The 20636-nt window shown below is 58.2% G+C and carries 17 protein-coding genes and 1 pseudogene; 9 read left to right on the top strand and 9 right to left on the bottom strand.

Annotation, left to right across the window (positions count from 1 at the left end; all coding sequences use genetic code 11):
- Positions 1 to 295: pseudogene (locus tag EOC06_RS41615) on the top strand (epimerase); the annotation flags it as partial.
- Between the two features lie 52 nt (positions 296 to 347).
- Here the strand turns inward: EOC06_RS41615 and EOC06_RS03905 are convergent.
- The 3 genes from EOC06_RS03905 to EOC06_RS03895 form a co-directional block, all read right to left on the bottom strand.
- Positions 348 to 890 (bottom strand): sugar transferase, encoded by a 543-nt coding sequence (locus EOC06_RS03905; protein WP_128307147.1) that lies wholly within the window; start codon positions 888 to 890, stop codon positions 348 to 350.
- Between the two features lie 122 nt (positions 891 to 1012).
- Positions 1013 to 1948: a glycosyltransferase family 2 protein gene (locus EOC06_RS03900; protein WP_128307146.1), complete on the bottom strand. Its 936-nt coding sequence runs from the start codon at positions 1946 to 1948 to the stop codon at positions 1013 to 1015.
- Positions 1949 to 1981: 33 nt separating this feature from the next.
- The gene (locus tag EOC06_RS03895) at positions 1982 to 3970 is read right to left on the bottom strand and encodes a nucleoside-diphosphate sugar epimerase/dehydratase (RefSeq protein ID WP_164898451.1); all 1989 of its coding nucleotides are present in this window, start codon (positions 3968 to 3970) and stop codon (positions 1982 to 1984) included.
- 318 nt (positions 3971 to 4288) lie between these two features.
- On the opposite strand from EOC06_RS03895, the gene EOC06_RS03890 reads away from it, so the two are divergent.
- The 8 genes from EOC06_RS03890 (at position 4289) to EOC06_RS03855 (ending at position 11786) form a co-directional block, all read left to right on the top strand.
- A complete protein-coding gene (locus EOC06_RS03890; protein WP_245469315.1) occupies positions 4289 to 5176 on the top strand; it encodes an ABC transporter permease in 888 nt (295 codons plus the stop codon).
- A gap of 5 nt (positions 5177 to 5181) precedes the next feature.
- A complete protein-coding gene (locus EOC06_RS03885) occupies positions 5182 to 5883 on the top strand; it encodes an ABC transporter ATP-binding protein (RefSeq protein ID WP_128288268.1) in 702 nt (233 codons plus the stop codon).
- The gene (locus EOC06_RS03880; RefSeq protein WP_306462318.1) at positions 5832 to 7001 is read left to right on the top strand and encodes a glycosyltransferase family 2 protein; all 1170 of its coding nucleotides are present in this window, start codon (positions 5832 to 5834) and stop codon (positions 6999 to 7001) included. The genes EOC06_RS03885 and EOC06_RS03880 overlap by 52 nt, the downstream gene beginning before the upstream one ends.
- Complete coding sequence (locus EOC06_RS03875; RefSeq protein ID WP_128307145.1) at positions 7002 to 7625, top strand: bifunctional 2-polyprenyl-6-hydroxyphenol methylase/3-demethylubiquinol 3-O-methyltransferase UbiG; 624 nt, start codon at positions 7002 to 7004, stop codon at positions 7623 to 7625. It begins immediately after the preceding gene.
- A gap of 4 nt (positions 7626 to 7629) precedes the next feature.
- Complete coding sequence (locus EOC06_RS03870; RefSeq protein WP_128307144.1) at positions 7630 to 8562, top strand: lysylphosphatidylglycerol synthase domain-containing protein; 933 nt, start codon at positions 7630 to 7632, stop codon at positions 8560 to 8562.
- 45 nt (positions 8563 to 8607) lie between these two features.
- The gene (locus EOC06_RS03865) at positions 8608 to 10164 is read left to right on the top strand and encodes a glycosyltransferase family 39 protein (protein WP_128307143.1); all 1557 of its coding nucleotides are present in this window, start codon (positions 8608 to 8610) and stop codon (positions 10162 to 10164) included.
- A complete protein-coding gene (locus EOC06_RS03860) occupies positions 10157 to 10813 on the top strand; it encodes a hypothetical protein (protein WP_128307142.1) in 657 nt (218 codons plus the stop codon). Before EOC06_RS03865 ends, EOC06_RS03860 begins: the two co-directional genes overlap by 8 nt.
- 193 nt (positions 10814 to 11006) lie before the next feature.
- Positions 11007 to 11786: a bifunctional 2-polyprenyl-6-hydroxyphenol methylase/3-demethylubiquinol 3-O-methyltransferase UbiG gene (locus EOC06_RS03855; protein ID WP_164898450.1), complete on the top strand. Its 780-nt coding sequence runs from the start codon at positions 11007 to 11009 to the stop codon at positions 11784 to 11786.
- 38 nt (positions 11787 to 11824) lie between these two features.
- Here EOC06_RS03855 and EOC06_RS03850 read toward each other — a convergent pair whose 3' ends face one another.
- The 6 genes from EOC06_RS03850 to EOC06_RS41610 all read right to left on the bottom strand — a co-directional run.
- Complete coding sequence (locus EOC06_RS03850) at positions 11825 to 16243, bottom strand: glycosyltransferase (RefSeq protein WP_128307140.1); 4419 nt, start codon at positions 16241 to 16243, stop codon at positions 11825 to 11827.
- Positions 16240 to 17142, bottom strand: a complete 903-nt coding sequence (gene rfbD, locus EOC06_RS03845) for a dTDP-4-dehydrorhamnose reductase (RefSeq protein ID WP_128307139.1) — start codon at positions 17140 to 17142, stop codon at positions 16240 to 16242. Before rfbD ends, EOC06_RS03850 begins: the two co-directional genes overlap by 4 nt.
- Positions 17139 to 18209 carry a dTDP-glucose 4,6-dehydratase gene (gene rfbB, locus EOC06_RS03840; RefSeq protein ID WP_127295707.1) on the bottom strand — a complete coding sequence of 357 codons (1071 nt, stop codon included), beginning with the start codon at positions 18207 to 18209 and terminating at the stop codon, positions 17139 to 17141. Before rfbB ends, rfbD begins: the two co-directional genes overlap by 4 nt.
- A gap of 22 nt (positions 18210 to 18231) precedes the next feature.
- Positions 18232 to 18786 carry a dTDP-4-dehydrorhamnose 3,5-epimerase gene (gene rfbC, locus EOC06_RS03835; RefSeq protein WP_128307138.1) on the bottom strand — a complete coding sequence of 185 codons (555 nt, stop codon included), beginning with the start codon at positions 18784 to 18786 and terminating at the stop codon, positions 18232 to 18234.
- Positions 18787 to 19668, bottom strand: coding sequence for a glucose-1-phosphate thymidylyltransferase RfbA (gene rfbA / locus EOC06_RS03830; protein WP_128307137.1), 882 nt, complete (start codon positions 19666 to 19668; stop codon positions 18787 to 18789). It abuts the gene before it with no gap.
- Between the two features lie 144 nt (positions 19669 to 19812).
- A partial coding sequence (locus EOC06_RS41610; protein WP_245469314.1) for an O-antigen ligase occupies positions 19813 to 20636 on the bottom strand: 824 nt, incomplete at its 5' end.

The raw sequence follows: 20636 nt of genomic DNA, 5'->3' as shown, positions 1-20636 counted from the left end.
GCTCAGCCATTCCGGACCGCTTCGCCCGATCTATGTCGGCGCAGATGTGCCGCCGGTCGCCGTCGAGGCCATCATCGCCGCCTTTCGCAGAGGTTTGGGGCGGCCTGTGCGCCTGATGGCTGTGCCGGCCGGTCTGATACGGCCGGTCGTGGCCGCGCTCGGCAGGCGGGCGTTCTGGGACAGCCTGACCGCGACACAGATATGCGACCCCGCCCTGCTGGTATCGCAGGGGTGGACGCCTGAAGCCGGCACGCTCGAGCGGCTGGCCGAGCTGGCGCGGCTCGGTAGATCCTGACTTTCTTGCTTGACCATGATCTTTTCCAAAAACCGGCTTCCACTTTTTGGGATCATGGTCTGCGGTAGAGCGTTCCAAACAGGATCCGAAGGTCGAGCCAGAACGACGCAGTGCGGAGGTAGGCAGCATCCGTTTCGGCCAAAAGCTCCGGGTTCGACATGTCGATGCCCCTGATCTGGGCCAGGCCGGTTATGCCCGGCAGCGCCGCCAAAACCCCCAGCCGCCTGCGACACTCGATCAACTCGGTTTGGGTCGGCAGGCAGGGGCGCGGCCCGACCAGGCTCATTTCGCCCTTCAGGACGTTCCAGAATTGCGGCAGCTCATCGAGCTTGAACTTCCGTAGGACCTTCCCGACCGATGTCACGGAATCCGCCGGCGCCTCATGCGAGGGTAGTGACGGCGTCCCGATATACATCGTGCGCAACTTGTGGCAGCGGAAAAGCCGACCGTCACGGCCGACCCGCACCTGCGAAAAAATAGCCGGGCCCGGCGACGATGCCCGAACGGCAAGGACGGTGAGCGCCAAGACAGGAGATGTCGCCACCAGCAGCAGAGCCGCACCGGCAATATCGAAGATTTGCTTGGCTGCCTTCATGAACGGCCGATAGTACTCCCTGCCGAAGTCCCGAGGCAACGCCGCAGGCCAATGCCGTCAATCCGGTCGACGTAGCATGAGCCGATCTCTTGACCAAGCGCGCCACGCAGCCGTCGCAATGTTCAGATGCGCCCCAGGATGAAGGCGAGATAGAGCCCAATGTTTCCGGAAACGGTCTGCCGATAGACGCCGCTTTGGCGCAAGCCTGCCAAGCGGCGGGAAAGGCCACCGTTGCGCCCGCGGATGAAAAGGTCGAGGCACGCCGTCGCGTCCTCGGTCAGGAGATCGCGATTGACGGCGAGACCGTCGAGGTTGAGGTCCGTCCAGCCGGCGAATTCCCCCTTGAACAGGCGGCCAAGCCGAGAGAACCTTGCTTTCCAGGACACGTTGGCGCCGACCAGGTTCGCCGCGTGCTGCCGGTAGCGCACCAGCGGCCGCGGATCGTAGCGGACGATGCCGCCGGCGGCGGTCACGATGAGATAGGCCCACCAGTCGTGGCTGACGAACCCGCTCCGCGTGGAGGCCCTGGCCAGCAGGTCGCGTGCCGCGGCGTTGAGCAGGATTGTGTTGCCGCCGGCGATGCTTTGCACAAGCGCGTTGCGAAAGGTTGGCGGCCGGGCAAACAGCGGCGAATGGCCGACAAGGCTCCCTGTTTCCGTCATGGTTGCGGTTCGCGAACAAAACATCAGCGGGATTTTCGCATCCTGGGTCCGCATCCAGCTGATAGCGCTCTCCAGCCTGTCGGTCTCCCAGATATCGTCCTGGTCGCAGAAGGCATAGCAGTCCGCCTCGATGCGTCGGTCGACGATCATGGAGCGGAAATTGGCGGCGAAGCCTTGCCGCGGCCCCTCCACCAGCGTCATCCGACCCTTGGGCCGCCAGCGGGATTTCCATGTCTCGATGATGGCGGTCGTGCCATCGGTGGAGCCATCGTCTGAAATCCACAGGTCGACCAGAGGGTGCGACTGCGCAAACAGGGATTGCAGCTGCTCCTCGATGAAGGTAGCGCCGTCTTTCGTGCCCATCAGGACCGCGATGCGCAGGTCATCTTTGCTCACGAGCAAGATCGCTTTCTGAATTCTGAACCGGGCCTAGCTCGCCTGCCCCGCCGTTTTCGGGATCGCGTCTTGACGTGCACTCGCCCTGGCCTTCTTGGCGCGGTCGAGACCTGCCAATGCGGCGAGCGCGGCAGCCTTGTCCTGGTTTTTCGCCGACTGCTGCAGGGCCGAGAGCGCGACCTGGACATCCGACCATTCCACGACGTCCGTGCTGAGGCCGAAAACCTTCGAGATGCCGAGTTCGACGAGTTCCTCGTCTTCGCCATGCAGCGTTTCGTGAAGTTTTTCGCCCGGCCTGATGCCGGTGAACCGGATCGCGATGTCCTTGTATGGGCTCTTTCCGGACAAACGGATCATCGTTTCGGCCACTTCAAGGATCGGCACCGGCTTGCCCATGTCGAGCATATAGACGGCGTAATCGTGTCCGCTCTGCCGCGACGCGGCATCGGCCGCCGACATGATGACGAGATCGACGGCTTCGGCCACGGTCATGAAATAGCGCGTCATGCGTCGGTCGGTGATGGTGACGGGCCCCCCAGCCTCGATCTGCGCCTGGAATATGGTCGCCACCGAACCATTGCTGCCGAAGACATTGCCGAACCGCACTGCAATGAACTTGGTGGCCGGGAGGCGCCCGCCCGTCTCGCCTGCCGGCGTGCCGTGCAAGGCACTGATGATCTGTTCGGCGGCCCGCTTCGTCATGCCAAGCACCGATGAGGGATCCACCGCCTTGTCGCTCGATATCAGGACAAATTGCGCAACCCCGCACTTGGCGGCAACCTCGGCACAGACGAGCGTTCCAAAAATGTTGGTCTGGATGGCCGAATCCCAGTTCTCCTCGAGCAGCGGAACATGCTTGAGCGCCGCGGCGTGAAAGATGATGTCCGGCCGGAATTCGGTGACGACACGCATTATCTGGCGCCGGTCCGCGACATCGACGATGCGGACCTTGAGGCGGTCGTGGTCCTTCTCGTCAACATACTGGCTCAGCTGGAAGATGCCGAATTCGGAGTTGTCGGCGACCAGCACCGCCTCGGCTCCCAGTTCCAGCGACCGCTTGACCAGCGTCTGGCCGATCGAACCGGCGCCGCCGGTCACCAGAACGCGTTTGCCGCTGACAAAGGCGCCGATGCGCTGGATGTCGGACGCGACCGCCGGACGGCGCAGGATCGTTTCCATCTCGACGGTGTCGAGAACCAGCTTTCCGTGCTGTTCCAACTCCGAAAGGCCTGAGAACTGCACCACATTTATGTCGCCGTGCCGGGCAATGCGCACGAGTTCCGAATACTCTTCGATCTCGTGCTCGGCGCCGCTGCCGAAAATCAGCAGGTCCAGGCTTTTGGTGCCGGTCGCGTAATCTTCCAGGACATCGATCAGACGCGGCAGGGTCGCCACCACGGGAACACCTTGAATCCGCGTGCCCAACGGTGCGCCGCGCTCGGTCGCCATGATGCCTGCGATGGAATAGTCAGCCGGCTGCGCCGTGCGCGTGAAGCGAATGATCAGGTCGGCCTCGCCGAGCCGGCCGACGAACAGAGCGCGCTTGGCCTGCCTGATGTCGGTCTTGCGGCTCAGAATCCCCCAGCTCGCGCCGTCACGCAGGAAGCGGTAGAACAGCCGGGGTGCCGATATGATGGTGAAGGAGACGAGGAAGAAGACGATGAACTGACGCTCGTTGAGCCCCGCCACCGGCCGGTAAAAACGCAGCAGCAGCGACGCCACATAGAGAGTGAACGTCAAGATCGCGCAGCTCTTCAGGATGTTGAAAAAGTCCGGCGTCGAGGCGAAGCGCCAGACGGTGGTGTAGAGGCCACTGTAGCGGAACAGCAAATGGCTGATGACGACGATGCCCGCCCATGTCGCCAGACCCTCCTTGGAGAGCGCGTCGAACGAAAGATTAGACCGCGAAAGCACGAGGCTGAGCGCCACGGCGACCAGGACCATGACCACGTCCTGGACCATGATGAAGGCGCGCCGCATCTGTGGCCTGAGCCCGAACACAGCTTCGAGGTGGGAATTCATTGGACGGCACTAGACTCCAGGCTCAAGGGCATCGACACCAGCGAGGTGCGAACACGAAGTTACTTCGCGACCAATCACCTTACTCAAGTGCCATCCCCGGCCCCCGCCGTCCTGTATCGCATACTGCGGGGGCGACGGCATAGCTAGAGGTTTTTTCAGGAAGAGGCGTCCCGTGGAGAACATGGATCATGCTGGGGCGATTGCCGCAAAGGAAATATTACCAAAAGCTAATAGATAAGTCACACGGCATCAGCATGCGTTCAGTTTTGCCGCAGTTGACTCTGCCCCCCACCGCGTTACGACGCAATGCGTTGCCATATGCCCATCGAAATGGCTATTAGAGACGGGCTTGGTGGTTCGCTATGGCCAGCGAAGAATAATGCGCCAGAACAACGGATTGCGATACTCCCAGCTATGATTGCGGCACTAAACGGCGCTTTTGACGATATCTCAAAGGCCATGAGATTACACCGGGTCTGGATCGCGCTTGCCCACGAGGACATCGGCGACCAGCACAGACGCACGACGCTCGGCCCGCTTTGGATGCTGGTCAATTATTTCGCTTTCGTCGGCACTTTTGTCTTTGTTTTCGTGACCACCGACGCCAGCAACCCAAGCTATATAGCCTATGTAGCCATCGGCATGCTGGTCTGGTTCTATCTCACCGAAACCATCACCATGAGCGTGTCGCTCTTCCAGCGAGAAGCGAGCTTCATTCAAGGCACGACGCTGCCGTTGTTCGTCTATGTGATGCGATTGACGATGCAATGCATCATCAGAGCTGCTTATTCGTTGGCGGGTTGCGTTCTTGTTCTGCTGCTGGGCGGTTACGGAATCAGCACGAATTGGCTGCTATCGCTGCTGGGTCTGCTGCTCATCATCCTGGCAACGCCTGCATTCGTAACGGTTTTTGCGTTCTTGGGCGCTTTCTTTCCCGATAGTGAGTTCATCGTCGGGAATCTGATGCGGGTCGGCATGTTCTTCACGCCGGTCTTCTGGGTCTATAGCGGCCAGGAAGGCGTCCAAAAGTATGCCTATCATTGGAATCCCTTCACCTATTTCCTGGAGGGCGTGCGTGAGCCGATCACGGCCGGCATATTTCCGACGCACGCATTGGCCGTGGCTGGTTACATCAGTCTCGGCCTATGGGCTCTTGCGCTGCTGTTGCTGGGCCGTTATCGCAAACGCATCGTTTTCCTGATCTGAGTTCCATGACATCCATCCAACTGAACAATGTCAGCCTCGTTTATCGTCTGTTCGAAAAACTGACACTTTCGGCGCCTGGCCGGCGTCGCAGCGCTCTTGGCGGCAACATAGCCAAGTCGGGCACCAAGCAGGTCGTGCAGGCGCTCGACGATGTCAGCTTCGAACTCAAGGCAGGCGACCGGTTGGGCCTTGTCGGCCCGAATGGCGCCGGCAAGACGACGCTGCTCAAGGTTCTATATGGAATCTATCAGCCGTCGGGTGGCACGATATCGATCGCGGGCAAGGTCGATGCCCTGTTCAACATCAACATAGGGTTTCGCCCCGAGGCCACCGGGCGCAGGAACATCGTGCTGAGAGGATTGATCAGCGGCTGGACGGCGACCGAGATCGAAGAGAAGATGGAAGAAATAATCGATTTCAGCGAACTGGGTGACTTCATCGACCTGCCGTTCAAGGCGTACAGCCAGGGCATGGCGGCGCGCCTGGCATTTGCGGCGGCGACCACGCTCGAGCCCGAAATTCTGCTGATGGATGAATGGATCGGCGCCGGCGACGCATCGTTCCAGGAAAAAGCCAAACAACGGATGAACGAACTGGCGGAAAAGGCCGGCATCATCGTATTGGCCAGCCACGACGAAGCGCTCATCGAGCGCGTTTGCACGAAGAAAATGACGCTTCGAGCTGGCCGGATCGAGTCCCTGGTTTAAAAGCCGCCTCGCGATCAATTGGCTTCATATCCAAAGTTCTTCAGGTCCATGCCGTGAATGGCAGCCAGCCGGTCTTTAGAAAAAGAGAAGAGGGTGGATTGTCAAAGCTTATCATCCAGATCCCATGCTTGAATGAGGAGGGGACACTCGCCGTCACGCTTGCTGATCTCCCACGTCAGGTCGAGGGTTTCGACCAGGTAGAGTGGCTCGTGATCGACGATGGCTCCACTGACCGCACAGTGGAGGTTGCCCGGGAAAACGGTGTGGATCACGTGGTCTCGCTGCCCCACAATCAGGGGCTTGCCAAAGCCTTCATGACCGGCATTGAAACTGCGTTGAAACTCGGCGCCGATGTTATTGTCAACACCGATGCCGACAACCAATACGATGCCTCCTGCATTCCCGATCTCGTCCGCCCCATACTGGAGAAAAAGGCCCTGATCGTCGTCGGCGCAAGGCCGATCAGCGAGATAGAGCATTTTTCTCCCGTCAAAAAATTCCTGCAGAAGCTTGGAAGTTTGGTCGTCAAGCTTGCCAGCGGCACGACGGTTCCCGACGCGCCGAGCGGTTTCCGTGCCATCCACCGGGACGCGGCGATACAGCTCAACGTCTTCAACCGCTACACCTACACGCTGGAAACGATCATCCAGGCGGGCCGCAGGAACATTCCGATCACCTCCGTGCCGATCCGCGTGAACGGCGATCTCCGGCCCTCACGGCTGGTCAAGAGCATACCAAGCTATGTGCGGCGCTCCCTGATAACGGTTGTGAGGATCTTTGTCGTCTATAGCCCGCTGCGTTTCTTCTCGGTGTGTGCGGCCATAGTCGCCACGCCGGGTTTGATCATGATCGCCCGGTTCCTTTTCCATTATCTAAGGGGTGAAGGCAGTGGCAACATTCAGTCGCTGGTTCTCTCCAGCGCCTTGCTTGCCCTTGCTGGCATCCTAGCCATGAGCGGTATCCTTTCCGAACTGATCGCGGTCAACAGGCAGATCCTCGAAGAAATCAGGATCAGGCAACTGCAACAGGAACATCGGGAAAATGCATTGATCCGCTCGCTTTCGATAGATCGCGAAAGTTCCAAGGTTCAGGCGGGTAAAGTAAGCGGAATAGTGTAGATGAACGAAGCGCCAGCAGCCTACGATAACGTTCCGGGCAATTACTACGACAAATACAATACCCGGAATCCGATCGCACGATATCTCATGGATGGCTTTCTAAGCAGTTTCGATATGTTGACGGCGAAGACAGGCGTCCGCAACGCTTACGAGGTCGGCTGCGGCGAGGGAAATTTGTCCATTCGCCTTCATGATCGGGGATGGAATGTTCGCGGCAGCGACCTGGAATCCGTCAGTGTTTCGGAGGCTAATGAGCAATGCACGAAGCGTGGGCTGGAGCCGATATTTGAAACACGCTCGCTTTTCGACCTGACACCGGAAGTCGCTTCGGCCGAACTGGTGATCTGTTGCGAAGTTCTCGAGCACATCCCAGATACCGAACAAGCCCTTGCGATACTCAAATCGCTTGCCAAACCTTACCTTCTAGTCAGCGTGCCACGGGAGCCTGTCTGGCGGGCACTTAACATGGCCAGAGGTAAATACATCCCAAGCCTTGGAAATACGCCAGGGCATATCCAGCACTGGTCATCCGCATCCTTCATCAACCTGCTGGGCAAATCGCTGGAGGTCGTGGAGGTCCGCAAGCCGCTTCCTTGGACCATGGCCCTTTGCCGTTGTGACTGAGACAATGCAGACGGCACCATCAGCCAAAAGCAGAAAGCTGAATTCAATAATTCGTGCCGGGGGTCTGATTGTCAGCCTTGCCGCGCTTGTCTTCGTCGGATTGGCGATCCATCGCTCCTTCGGCGACCTGCAACGACAACTTATTTCACCATTTTTTCTGATCGCCATACCGGGCTGCGCCCTCGCCTATGCCGTCATCCTGCAACTGGTCGGCATCGCCTGGTATCGCTTCCTGGTTGCCGTTGACGGGCCGTCGCTTGGGTTGGGTCGTGCGCTTGGCATTTTTGGGAAGACGCAGATCTACAAATACCTGCCGAGCAACGTGATGCATATGGTTGGCCGGTTTGCCCTCGCCCGCAATGCCGGAGCGTCGAACAAGGCGCTTGCCTTTGCCCAGATAGGGGAATTGTCCATCATCGTCCTTGCCGCAGGAACGTTGGCCGCCTTGCTGGCATGGCCAGTTTTCCAGGATGCCTATGCGCGCTATGGTCTCGATAACCCTAGATTGCTCGCGGGAATAATCGCCGCCGGGCTTTTGGCGCTTGCCGTCGGGACAGCGCTTTTGTTTCGCTTCAGGATCGCCGGCATCGGGAGAAGAGCGCTAATCGCCTCTGCCGAAGCATTTCTTCTCTATGCACTGTTTTTCATCGGCAATGGGTTGCTGATCGTTGCGCTTTCCAGAACCTTGGACGATGCGGGGCATGTGGCCGAGCTGGTCGGCATAGGAGCGGCTGCCTGGCTCATTGGCTTTGTCGTTCCGGGAGCGCCGGGTGGCCTTGGGGTGCGTGAAGCAGTTCTGATCATGGGGCTTACCGCCGCGGGCCTGCCGCCTCCGGCAGCCACCGCGATTGCTCTCGGCAACCGGCTCGTCACCGTTCTCGGAGACTGCCTGGTCGCCCTGGTGGAATTGATATTGCAAAAGGGGAAGAGCGCATAAGCGCGAGAGCTCTAAGCAAGGCAGCGGGAAACGGGATGGGGTGCAATGCTCAGGATAAAATCGGACTGGCCAATTCTTGCGTTGGCACTGCTGTTTACAGCGAAGGCATTTTTCCTGGCCTTCTGGGTTACGCCTCTTTGGGATATTCCAGACGAGATCGGACATTATGCCTATACCGAGGACATTGCCTCGGGGCGCGGTTTTCCACTGCTCGGAACAGCCAATATCAGCGCAGAGATCAATACCAACGTCACTGGCGTTCCCAGCCCTTCATCTGATAACTGGATCGCGCAACACCCTCCCATCTATTACTTGGTCGCAGCCATTCCGCTGAAAATAACAACGATCCTCTCCGATAATCAGGATCTGCGTTTCAGATCCCCACGCATCGTCGCCGCGCTGGCCGGCGGTTTGGTGCTAATCGTGTTGTACCAAACCTTGCTGTTTCTATCCGTCGATCGCCGCACGGCCACGGCAGTCGCCGCCGCTACCGGCTTTGTCCCCATGTTCAGCCATCTGGCGTCGGGTACAAATCATGATGTTCCACTCTTCCTGTTTTGCGCGCTGGTGGCCAAATACTTCTCCAGGTACATTGTCGACAGACAGATATCAGACGCTTACCTATGCGCGTTCTGGCTGGCCGTGGCAGCATCAACGAAGATGACGGCGCTTGTCCTCTTAGCTCCGATAGTCGCAATCCTGGTATTCGAGATTGATGGAAATCTGGGCAGGATTTTTAATCGTGCCGTGATCTTGACGCTGATCGCAATTTCGTTGCCTTCAATTTGGCTGGCTCGAAATATCTGGTATTTTGGCGATCCGTTCACAACTTCCGTTGACCTCAGCGCAGCACCTGGCCAGTCGACAACGTCGCTCTCTTTCTTTGAATTCATGCGCACCTACCCTGCGATCGAGCATTTCGTCGTCAACTTCTTTGGTCTGTTCGGATGGATCGGGACGGGCAAAGGCGCAGTTTCGTGGTTCCAGATAAATGGTCTTCCGCTGACGGCCTATTCAGTAATCTTTTGCGGATTTTCCATTATTGTCGCGGTCGGCGCCACCTTGAGCCTAGCGCAAAGACCTATGCCGGCGCTGCCGGCACCCGGCCCGGTCATCAATTACTTCTGGAAATTCTATGATTCGCTCGCGCCGACATCGCGGATTGCATACTCGGCCTTGATCCTGATTGGCGCCGCCGTCGCAGCCGCTGTTGTTCTTGTGCTGACACAATCTCCTAATACCAGCTACGTCATAGCCATCGGCGCCATGGCTCTGATGTATGCTGCCGTGATCTCCTTATTCACTATCGTTTCTGGGCGGCAACCGAATGACGTGCGTTTGTTTTCGTATTGCGTTCTTACAGCGGGTTTCTTCGCTATTGTTCTGGTCGAGCAGATATATTCACTTTCCAATGCGCTAGGTCAACTCAGAGCCTCGCATGGCCGTTACATGTATCCAGTCATCCCATTCCTTGTCCTGGCATTTGGGATGCTCACGAAACGCTCTCGGGCCCTCGGCGCGGTATCGATCCTTGTGGTTCTGATAATGGCCTATTTCGAAATCGAAACCTTCATCGTGCAGGTGGTTCCATTCTATGAATAATACCGTCCGGGCACTTGCCGCCACCGCCTTGATCTGCATCCTGGCTGGGTCAACCCTTTTTTTACGCGCGCCGGACTATTTCACACTTGGCACCAACGATATTGTCTCGGCCAGCCCGCTCGTCAACAACAAGCCCGCTGGTGAATTCACAAAGGGGTTTGTTCTGGATCAACCATTGGTGATTAATCAGGCTACAGACGCGTTAATCTCCAATCTTGACCAAGTATGCATCGAGCCGCTCCTTGCTACATATGTTCGTCCCAACAGCGGGAAGATGCGAATATCTTTGACTGCCAGCCAGTGGAGCACAACAGGCGTTTTCGATTTCAAGAATTCTCCGAACAATGACTATGCTATGATCTGCCAGGACGTTAAGCATGAATCGACCGGCGTTCAAAACCCCGTCCTCCGCATTGAGAGCCTCGAAGGCGAAAACGGCTCATCGATCACCGCATGGCTCACGCAAGATACGTCTCGTGGCTCGGCTGCCATCAATGGCCAGCAAACGAACATGAGCCTTGTGTTCACAATCAGCAAGCGGGCAGACTTGGCCCACCGGGTCAACCTGCAGAATATCCTCGTCCTGATCTATTTGATGGCCACCGCAGTGCTGATGCTCTCGGCGCTACGCAGAAATAACGCGCCCTGATACGAGTGGCAACAAGCCGAAAGCAACACCGCCGATACCACGACTGTTATGACCTATCCGGGTGGCCCCGCCTCCCTTCATTGCTGCTCGCCCGACACAGCCACGCACTGTTGAAGAGGCGTGCGAGGAAGCCGGCGTGACGATAGCTCCGCAGGCTGCTAAGGTCCGGCTAGCATCGACTTTAGGGGAAATGATGGACATTCTAGACGCATATATCGCGACTTCGCCAAGCGCTCAAAATGCAGTTGATATCTTCAAAGACGAATGGTCGTCCAAATTTCCGGCGTCTGCCGGCGCGACGACGACTCCTGGGAGCGCCGCCCTATTTGAGGACCCGCGTATCGACTGGCTTTCGAAAACCATCGGGGGATTTGGCAGCAAGCGCATTCTGGAACTCGGACCGCTGGAAGCGGGACACACATACATGATGCATGAAGCAGGGGCGGAATCGATACTCGCCGTCGAAGCCAATTCGCGATCCTACCTGAAATGCCTCTGCGTCAAGGAAATCTTCGACCTCAGCCGCGCACGGTTTCTCTATGGCGATGCGATGAAGTATCTGTCGGAAACCAACGAGCGCTTTGACGTGTGTGTGGCGTCGGGAATACTTTATCATATGACCCACCCCATTGAATTTCTAGGCAACATTGCGAGTGTGTCCGATACAATTTTTCTATGGACGCACTACTACGACGACTCGCTGCGCACCCGGAAAGACTTGGCGAAGCAGTTCGAGAAGCCGTACGAGATCGAAGTCAGCGGCAAAGCCTATACAGTATCCAGGCGGAACTATCAGGAGGCGCTCAAATGGGCCGGCTTCTGCGGCGGCGGGAAGCCTTGGGCATTCTGGCTTACCCGGGATTCCCTGATGCGGGCGATCGCCGATTTCGGCTTCACCGTGGAGGCGATCGAATTCGACCACCCGGACCATCCGAACGGTCCGGCATTGGCTCTGGTAGCCCGCAAAGCGTAGGTCAGATCAAGGCTGAAATTCAGGCGACTTTTCCGATGTCAGCCTAGCGAGAAATCTTCGCGCCCTTTTGTCAAGTTTGGCGAGTAGAAAGGATCACGCTCGATGATCTCCTTCCATCGTCTTTGCATATATGCAATTTCGCTGCTGAAACGCGCCACTTTCTCCGGAGCATCTTCAAAACCACGAGAAACACTTTCGAGATGGTACAGCTCGGCGTAGGGCGTCCAGACATTTGAATAGCCCGCTTCCCGGACTTTCAGACAGAGGTCCACATCATTGAAGGCGACCGTCAGGTCGATCTCATTGAGGCCCCCGACTTCTTCGAACACGCTTTTGCGGATCAGGAGGCAAGCTGCCGTGACAGCAGAAAGGTTCTGCAACACCTTCAACCTGTAAAAATACCCGGGATGATGGCGTGGAAAATTCTTATGCGAATGCCCTGCGGTGCCGCCCAAGCCGACAATCACACCGCCGTGCTGAATCGTGTCGTCGGCATAATAGAGCTTTGCGCCGACGCAACCCACATCCGGCTGGACAGCCCAGGAGACCATTTCCGTCAGCCAGTCGGGCGAGATCACCTCGATGTCATTATTGACGAGGCCGATGATCGACCCCTTCGCTTTTCCCACGGCGAAATTGTTGATTGCGGAATAGTTGAACGGCTTGTCGTAACGGAGCACACGAACGTTCTTCGTTTTCTTAAGCTCGCTAAAATAGGCGAGCGTTTCTTCTTCCACTGAGCCATTGTCAGCCACCAAAATCTCGTAATTCCCGTAGGTGGTCCTTTCACGGATGGACTCCACACAGCCGCGAAGGAGCTCAACCTTGTCACGCGTTGGGACGATGAGGCTTACAAGCGGCTGCGGCTTGGGGACGAAAAAGTGAAGGCGGTAAAAGGGCGTGCCGGGACCTTCCTCAGCTTTCGCAGGAATATTCATGCGTTCGACATGTTCTTCCAGCGCACGCAACCCAGCCATATAGGCGTAGCTCTTCTGCGAACCATCGAGCGCCGTCGAGCCTTCCACCGCGCGCCAGTGGTAGAGCACTTTCGGAATGTGCCGAATTCTCTCAGGAGCAATGCGCTCGAAGACGCGCAGATTGAGGTCATAGTCCTGGCTGCCCTCGAAGCCGGGACGCCAGCCGCCGACAGCGCGGATATTTTCCGCCCGGTGCACGGTGAGATGATTCAGATAGTTCTGTGAGCGGAAAAGTTCCCGCGAGAAATCCGGCTTGAAACAGGGATCATAGCGCCTGCCTTCCGCATCGATCTTGTCTTCGTCGCTGTAGATCAATTCGGCGTCAGGATGACGATCGACTTCCAGCACGATCTCGGCCAGCGCATGCGGACGGAGAAGATCGTCGTGGTCGAGCAGCGCAACCCACTCCCCGGTGGCAAGCTCCATAGCAGAATTAGACGCGTGCGAGATATGACCGTTCTTGTCGCGAAAAACGACTTTGATGCGTTGATCGCGATTCGCGTATTTGTTCAAAACGCTCCGCACATGCGGTCTCGTCGAGCAATCGTCCGCAATGCACAACTCCCAGTTCTCGTAGATCTGGGCGCGGACGCTCTCGATCGCCTCTCGCAGGAGTTTCTCTGGCGTATTGTAGACCGGCATGAGCACTGAAATGAGCGGCTTCTTCTCCAACCGAGCCAACCGCCACTTCAAATCCGCAATATCTTGTTCAGTCGTCGTGTCTTTGAGCGCAACCCATCTTTCATACGTAACGCTACCCAGAGCGCCTTGTGCCTCCGCTGACCGCAGCGTGGCCGCAAATCCCCGAACGCCGCTTTGCCTCAAGAGTTTTGCGGCATGCGCGGCAGACCGCGCTAGGGAACCAGGGCTTGTCATGCGGCGGGCGGCAAGTCTAGCCATGAGACGAGCGTAATATTCGACCCGCCCCAGCCGACGCAACCGGACGCGGCCAATCGTGATCTGGGCGGAACGATCGCTTGGGTCGAAACGCAGTTTCGAAGCCGCTACGCTAAGCGCGAAAATCGCCGCAGCCGGACCTTTGCGGTTCGAACGAAAACGCAAATCGATCCGTTCGATCTCGCTGTACCCCTTGCCGCTGTCGACATAGAGATCCGCGTCAGTCAATGCATCCGATTCGGGCGGCACATGTGCGCTGAGCCTGTAGTGTCCGGGGAGCAATGGCTGGAAGCCCGGCCAGAGGAGTTCAAACTGCGGATCCTCGCCCGTTATTGTCCACTCCGTCGCCCCCCTGCCCAATGGCACGCCTTCCAGATGATGAAGTGCGTTGAGCGTAATGGTCCGTCCGGCATAAAGAATTGCGTTAGCTGGGGGTGACACAAGCCTCTTCCAAGCCGATCGATAACGCCAGGTTCGGCTGCTGTGAATCAACTCGATTTCGTGATTCAACACGGCCATCTGCCGGTGGCGTTCCTGCAGCTTATGTTCGCGTTCCTGCAACTCACGCTGAAGCGCCGCTATGTCCTGGTCCTTTGCCGCGAGATTGGTGTGGGCCGACTCCAGCGCTTGCGTAGCCGCGCGGAGATGCTCGCGGTCCACCGCCAGCGCAGCGATCTCACCGGAATAAGCCTCGATGCGTGCTTCCTGGCTTACCACCAACGCCCTGTTGGTTTCGATTTCCGCTTCCATGGTCGTCATTCTCAGCGACCATGGGTTTCCTGTTTGGTCAGTCGCCTTGCTCCTCGTCTCGTCGAGAGGAATCACGTCCTCGTCGGCGAGCGCGACCTGCCCGTGCACGCTGCGCGCGCCCAGGACGTTTTCCGGAATTGGCAGCTTCGTTACAATGCAAAGCGAGTTCAAGAACTCGACCGAATGAACCGATGCGAGAGAAGCTTCATTGAATGCGACTTGGTGCCTGTCGGCGAAAGTCGCCAACGCATCGACCCGACGGCGATCCAGTCCCCAATGCTCATGGTTGACCACATCAAGCAGACGCTTGAAAAACGACATTGAGGAAAGCGGATCGTACAGACCGCCCTCGAACTCCTGCCAATAACTGCAATGCAGATCTTCGGCGATGTACATGCCCCCTTCGGAAAGATGGGGGAAATATCGTGCGAACGAGCGTATTATATCCGAAGACAGGTGCGATCCGTCATCAATGATAATATCGAATTTTTTCGACCGCGAAACGATATCGCGCTCGACTTCATCAGTGTTGGCATCACCTATGGATATCTCGATCCTCTTGTCGTCGAAAACAAGATTTCCGCAGTCTGAATTTATATCGCAGCCAAGAACAAGTTCCGCATTGGGAAAATATTTCTGCCATATCTCCAGGGAGCCGCCGTTCTGAACTCCGATTTCCAGGATTCGAACCGGCCTGTCTCGATACTCTGAAAAAATATGGTCATAGGTGCTGAGATAGATCGACCATTTATCCGACACTTTGCCGCGATGCGCGTCGTACAGGTCACGAAGTGAAACGAATGGTTCCTGCTTTGCGGGCCGCGCATCGCGCTGTTTGGCTAATTGCTGCTGTTCCAACTTCTGCCGATGAAACACGCGGAGACGGCAATCAATTTCAGGGAAAAAAGCGTCGCCAAAGGTTCTTGAAACAGATTCGAACTCTGCTCTGATCCGATCAAGGTTTTCTATTGCAACTGCATCAGCATCATCGGACCTGAGCGCTATCAGTGCGGTATAAGCGTCTTTGACCCAGTCAATGATGCGCAAGTCTGCGTCGAGCACCTCAGTGCTGGCGGTAAAGTGCTGATTGTCGGTAGCGAAATGCTCAGACAGCAGGGACTGCCATTCCACATCGGGTACCGGCCAGTCTAGGCTGAGAGTAGCAGTGATCCCGTCGATACCCTGTCGCCAGTCATCAAGCAGACTCTCGTAAGACAACAAGATGCGTGACCGACCCCTAGTTGCGCGCTCGGCTTCCAATTCATGGCGAAGCCAAAGAAGCGAACTGAAGCCCATCGTGAAACCGTTTCGGTTCGCCAGGGAAGCGATCACAGCCAACGGATTGCGGTCTATCAGCACATAGCGAACATCGATGCGCATGCGCCTCAAGATCTCCGCATAAAGCGGCACGAAACGTGAGATACGCGGCTCCTTGAGCACAAAAAACGGCGCGCTGCCGTATTCCTCGTCGATCAGCCGCGCGATCTCTGCTTTGTAGAAGCGCAGACGCTGCGCGCCGAGATCGTTGAGATCGAAGGATCGCCAGTCATCCCAGCTGCTTCCTGCTTCGGCCAGCATCTGGTCGTGCAGCGCAATGAGACGCTCCGGCTCCCAGTGACCCGTTGGATTGGATGGATTGGCGCCCAGCATGTTCTTCGGCAATTCCGCGCCGAGCAGGCTGATGGCCCGCGTCAGCGCGCTGGTGCCCGAGCGATGCATGCCCAGCACCATGATGCAGGTGCGTTTGGCTGCTTTCGGCCTTGCCTTGCGTGCTTTCGGCTCGTCGACGGGCGCGGCATCGCGCGTGTTTTCCGCTGAAGGGTGCTTGTTCATGCCGTCAATGCCTGTTTCGGCTCACCGGCTAGCAGCCGGCGCACCACCGCTTCCGTCGATTGCCGCCAGTCCGGTGCATTCCAGCCGAACGCCGCCGCGAATTTCGCGCTCGATAGCCGGGAATTGGCGGGGCGGCGCGCCTTGGTTGGGTAGTCCATCGTAGCAATGTCCCGTACCCGCGCCCAGGGACCACCCAACACGCGGCTTGTGTCGAGGATATGGCGGGCAAAGCCGCTCCAGTTGGCCTCGCCGGTTCCGGCCAGATGATAGATGCCGGATGTGACGGCGCCCTCGTGCAACTGTGCCGCCGCATGCAGGATTGCGTCGGCGATATCAAGTGCCGATGTTGGATTTCCCCATTGATCGGCCACCACCGCGATCTCGTCACGGTCGGCGGCCAGCCGCAGCATGGTTTTCACGAAATTCTTGCCGAACGGGCTGTAGACCCATGCCGTGCGCAGGATCAGATGGCGCGGATTGGCTGCTGCAACCACCTGCTCGCCGGCAAGCTTGGAGGCGCCATAGACGCTGCGCGGTGCGGTGGCGTCGGTCTCCACGTAGGCGGCGTCCTTGGTGCCGTCGAAGACATAGTCGGTCGAAAGATGGATGACGGGAACGCCCAGGCGGCTTGCTGCTTGCGCCACCTGGCCGGCGCCGGCGGCGTTCACCGCGAACGCCAGATCGGGCTCGTCCTCGGCCTGATCCACCGCCGTGTAGGCGGCGGCCGACACGACGATATCAGGCTTCGCGGCCGCGATGGCTTCGATCACCGTGTCGGGTCTTGCGAGGTCGAGTTGCGGACGGCCAATGGCGATGACCTCAACGCCGGCGGCCGCCTGGCCGGCCTCCAGAAGGCTCGCCGCGACCTGTCCGTCGCGTCCGGTGACAACCAGCCTCACGCCGCCCCCTTGCGTGCTTCGCCCAGCCGTTCACCGGCATAGCGCTGCTCGCGGATCGGTCCCCACCACCATTTGTTGTCGAGAAACCAGTCGACCGTCTTGGCGAGGCCGCTGTCGAAATTCTCATTGGGCGCCCAGCCCAGGTCCCGGCCTATCTTCGAGGCGTCGATGGCATAGCGGCGATCGTGACCGGGGCGGTCGGTGACGAAGGAAATCAGGTCGCGATAACTCTTGCCCCCTGCCCGCGGCCGCCTGCTGTCGAGGAGATCGCAGATCGTCTCGACGACGCCAAGGTTGGTCCGCTCGGAATTGCCGCCGACATTGTAGCTTTCGCCCGGCAGTCCCCTGGTCGCGACAAGTTCCAGCGCGCGTGCGTGATCCTCGACGAACAGCCAGTCGCGCACATTGGCGCCGGCGCCATAGACCGGCAGCGGCTTTTCATCGAGCGCGTTGAGGATGACCAGCGGGATCAGCTTTTCGGGAAAGTGATAGGGTCCGTAATTGTTCGAGCAATTGGAAAGCACGACCGGCAGGCCATAGGTCTCGTGCCAGGCCCGCACCAGATGGTCCGAGGCCGCCTTCGAAGCGGAATAGGGCGAGGATGGCGCGTAGGGCGTTTCCTCGACGAACATGCCGCCGTCGAAGGGAAGATCGCCGAACACCTCGTCGGTCGAGACATGATGGAAGCGGAAATGGCTCTTCCGGTCTTCGGGCAGGCCGCGCCAATATTCCAGCGCGGCATTAAGCATCTTGTAGGTGCCGACGATGTTGGTCTCGATAAAGGTGCCCGGCCCATCGATCGAGCGGTCGACATGGCTCTCGGCGGCAAGGTTCATGACGATGTCGATATCGTCGCGCCGGAGGATGTCGAGCACAGCCTTTTCGTCGCAGATGTCGGCCTGCGCGAAGCGATAATTGTGTGCGTTCTCGATCGGCCGCAGCGAGGCCAGGTTTCCCGCATAGGTTAGCTTGTCGAGATTGGTCACCCGATAGGCCGGGTTGGCGCATAGATGCCGGCACACCGCCGAACCGATAAAGCCCGCACCGCCCGTCACCAGAAAATTCATGCCGCTGTCCTCACGCAACCCATCAGGCGAACACCTCGGCGGCGGCCAGCAGCGGCGCCTTGAGGTCCTTGTCCGAGAGCTGGAACCCGCCGGCCAATGACGGCCATTCGATGCCGATGGCGGGATCGTCGAAACGGACCGACCGATCATGCGCCTGCGAATAGGTGTCGGTCACCTTATACAGAACCTCGGTGTCGGGCACGAGCGTCACGAAGCCGTGCGCGAAGCCTTTCGGCACCAGAATCTGGTTGCCCTTTTCGGCCGACACTTCGAGAGCGACCCACTTTCCGAAGGTTTTCGAACCGCGGCGAATGTCGACCGCGACATCGAGAATGCTGCCCCGGATGACGCGCAGCAGCTTGTCCTGGGCGCGCGGCGCAAGCTGATAGTGAAGCCCTCGCAAGACGCCCGCCGCGGCGGAATAGGAATGATTGTCCTGCACGAAAGCCAGGTCTATGCCGACCTGCGAAAAGCGCTCGGCATTGTAGGTTTCCACGAAGAAGCCGCGTGCGTCGCCATGTCGCTTCGGCACGATTTCCAGCACGCCATCGATGCCAAGGGGCCTGACCTCCAACACCTAGCCCTCCGACAGGTCGACGACACGCCGGCGCAGATAGGCGGCATATTCATTCTTGCCCAGGCGATCGGCGCGACGCAGAACCTGGTCCACTGTCAGCCAACCCTGTTCAAAGGCGATCTCTTCGGGACAAGCGACCTTGATGCCCTGGCGGTGCTCGATGGTGCGCACGAATGACGAGGCCTCATGCAGGCTGTCATGCGTGCCGGTGTCGAGCCAGGCATAGCCGCGCCCCAACCGATGCACATGCAACTGGCCGCGCTCGAGGTAGACGTTGTTGACCGCCGTGATCTCGAGTTCGCCACGCGCCGAGGGACGGATGGCAGGGGCGATGTCGACGACGTCGTTGTCATAGAAGTAAAGACCGGTGACCGCCCAGTTGGATTTCGGCACCTTCGGCTTTTCCTCGATCGTCAGCGCCGTTCCCGTGGCCTTGTCGAAGGAAACCACGCCATAACGCTGGGGATCCTCGACATGATAGGCGAACACCGAAGCGCCCTTTTCGCGCGAGGCAGCGTCGCGGCAAAGCTGCGACAGCCCGTCGCCGAAATAGATGTTGTCGCCGAGGATCATCGACACGTTGTCCTTGCCGATGAAATTGCGGCCGATGATGAAGGCCTCCGCCAGCCCGTTGGGCTGCGGTTGCTCGGCATAGGACAGGTCGAGGCCGAACTCCGATCCATCGCCAAGCAGATCGCGAAAAACCGGCAGGTCACGCGGCGTCGAAATGATCAGAATTTCACGGATACCCGCGAGCATCAGAACGCTCAGCGGATAATAGATCATCGGCTTGTCGTATATCGGCAGAATTTGCTTAGAGACTGCTAATGTTAGTGGATAAAGACGCGTTCCACTGCCTCCAGCAAGGATAATTCCTTTCAAGAAGCTCTCCTTGACATGCCTGAACCCCCCGGCCCCAGCCGACCGTGCTTAGGTTCCATGCAATGGCTTGTCAATCTCGGCGTTCGGCAAACGTCTGGGTCACGATCCAGCGCCAATCCATCGCCAACTCCAGGCGACGCATTGCTATCGTCTTGCCAGAGCCGGCCTGACGGGAACAAGCAGATTGTCATCATGGGCCTCGGTCGACTCGCCTCTCTGGCTTAACCGCCCAGCGAATCCCTTGTGAAAGATGATGCCATTCATATAGGCGAAAGTCATCGCAAGCGCCGCCGTTCGCATGGGATAATCGACCAGGGAATGAACGAGCAGAAACGATACTGAGAGAAATGCCATTTTCTGCAGCGGATCTCGCCGTGCCGCAAGGGAAAACGCAAAAAGTAATACGGAGTAGGCCGCGACCAGAAAGACAACAGGCGCGCCACCTTCAAGTGCCAATTCCAGATAATCATTGTGGGCGTGATTGACGTAGGGCTTGAAGATCATCTCTCCCTTTTCGTAAATCTGGTAGACTTTCGGAAAACTCCCAAAGCCGACGCCCGTCGCCCAGTTCTCTTCAATTCCCGCGATCGTCGTGCGGGCAAATTCGGCCCGTCCAAAGGCCGGGTCAACCACTTCCGCATCGATCTTCGTCCACGCCCCGATCGTGTAGAGCGAAAGTCCGATGAAGACAGCGGGTATTCCATACCCGCCCAGCCTCGAGCGCGCGGACAGAAAGACGACTGATATTATGGTGATCGCCAGCCCTATCAGAATACCGGCGCGCGAACCGGCGGCCAGAAGCAGCAGCAGCAGCGTTATCAAACCGAGCGACCCGGACAGAAGGTGCCCGCGAAACAGGCCGTAGTAGACGACGAAGGGGATGGAGACGAAGAGCAAAGCTGAAAAATGGTTCTGGTTGGCAAACAGTCCCGCATTGATCGTGAACGGCAGCAAACCCTGTATGGCAA

This window comes from Mesorhizobium sp. M7A.F.Ca.MR.362.00.0.0 (assembly GCF_004023175.1).
Classification (GTDB): Bacteria; Pseudomonadota; Alphaproteobacteria; order Rhizobiales; family Rhizobiaceae; genus Mesorhizobium.
This window is presented reverse-complemented; position numbering and strand designations above follow the sequence as displayed.

Excerpts from the sequence above, each read along its gene's own strand:
- EOC06_RS03865 (WP_128307143.1), top strand. The coding sequence starts at position 8,608 with ATGCTCAGGATAAAATCGGACTGGCCAATTCTTGCGTTGGCACTGCTG.
- EOC06_RS03885 (WP_128288268.1), top strand. The coding sequence starts at position 5,182 with ATGACATCCATCCAACTGAACAATGTCAGCCTCGTTTATCGTCTGTTC.
- EOC06_RS03890 (WP_245469315.1), top strand. The coding sequence starts at position 4,289 with ATGCCCATCGAAATGGCTATTAGAGACGGGCTTGGTGGTTCGCTATGG.
- EOC06_RS03855 (WP_164898450.1), top strand. The coding sequence starts at position 11,007 with ATGGACATTCTAGACGCATATATCGCGACTTCGCCAAGCGCTCAAAAT.
- rfbB (WP_127295707.1), bottom strand. The coding sequence starts at position 18,209 with ATGAATTTTCTGGTGACGGGCGGTGCGGGCTTTATCGGTTCGGCGGTG.
- EOC06_RS03850 (WP_128307140.1), bottom strand. The coding sequence starts at position 16,243 with ATGAACAAGCACCCTTCAGCGGAAAACACGCGCGATGCCGCGCCCGTC.
- EOC06_RS03870 (WP_128307144.1), top strand. The coding sequence starts at position 7,630 with ATGCAGACGGCACCATCAGCCAAAAGCAGAAAGCTGAATTCAATAATT.
- EOC06_RS03895 (WP_164898451.1), bottom strand. The coding sequence starts at position 3,970 with ATGAATTCCCACCTCGAAGCTGTGTTCGGGCTCAGGCCACAGATGCGG.
- EOC06_RS03905 (WP_128307147.1), bottom strand. The coding sequence starts at position 890 with ATGAAGGCAGCCAAGCAAATCTTCGATATTGCCGGTGCGGCTCTGCTG.
- EOC06_RS03860 (WP_128307142.1), top strand. The coding sequence starts at position 10,157 with ATGAATAATACCGTCCGGGCACTTGCCGCCACCGCCTTGATCTGCATC.
- EOC06_RS03875 (WP_128307145.1), top strand. The coding sequence starts at position 7,002 with ATGAACGAAGCGCCAGCAGCCTACGATAACGTTCCGGGCAATTACTAC.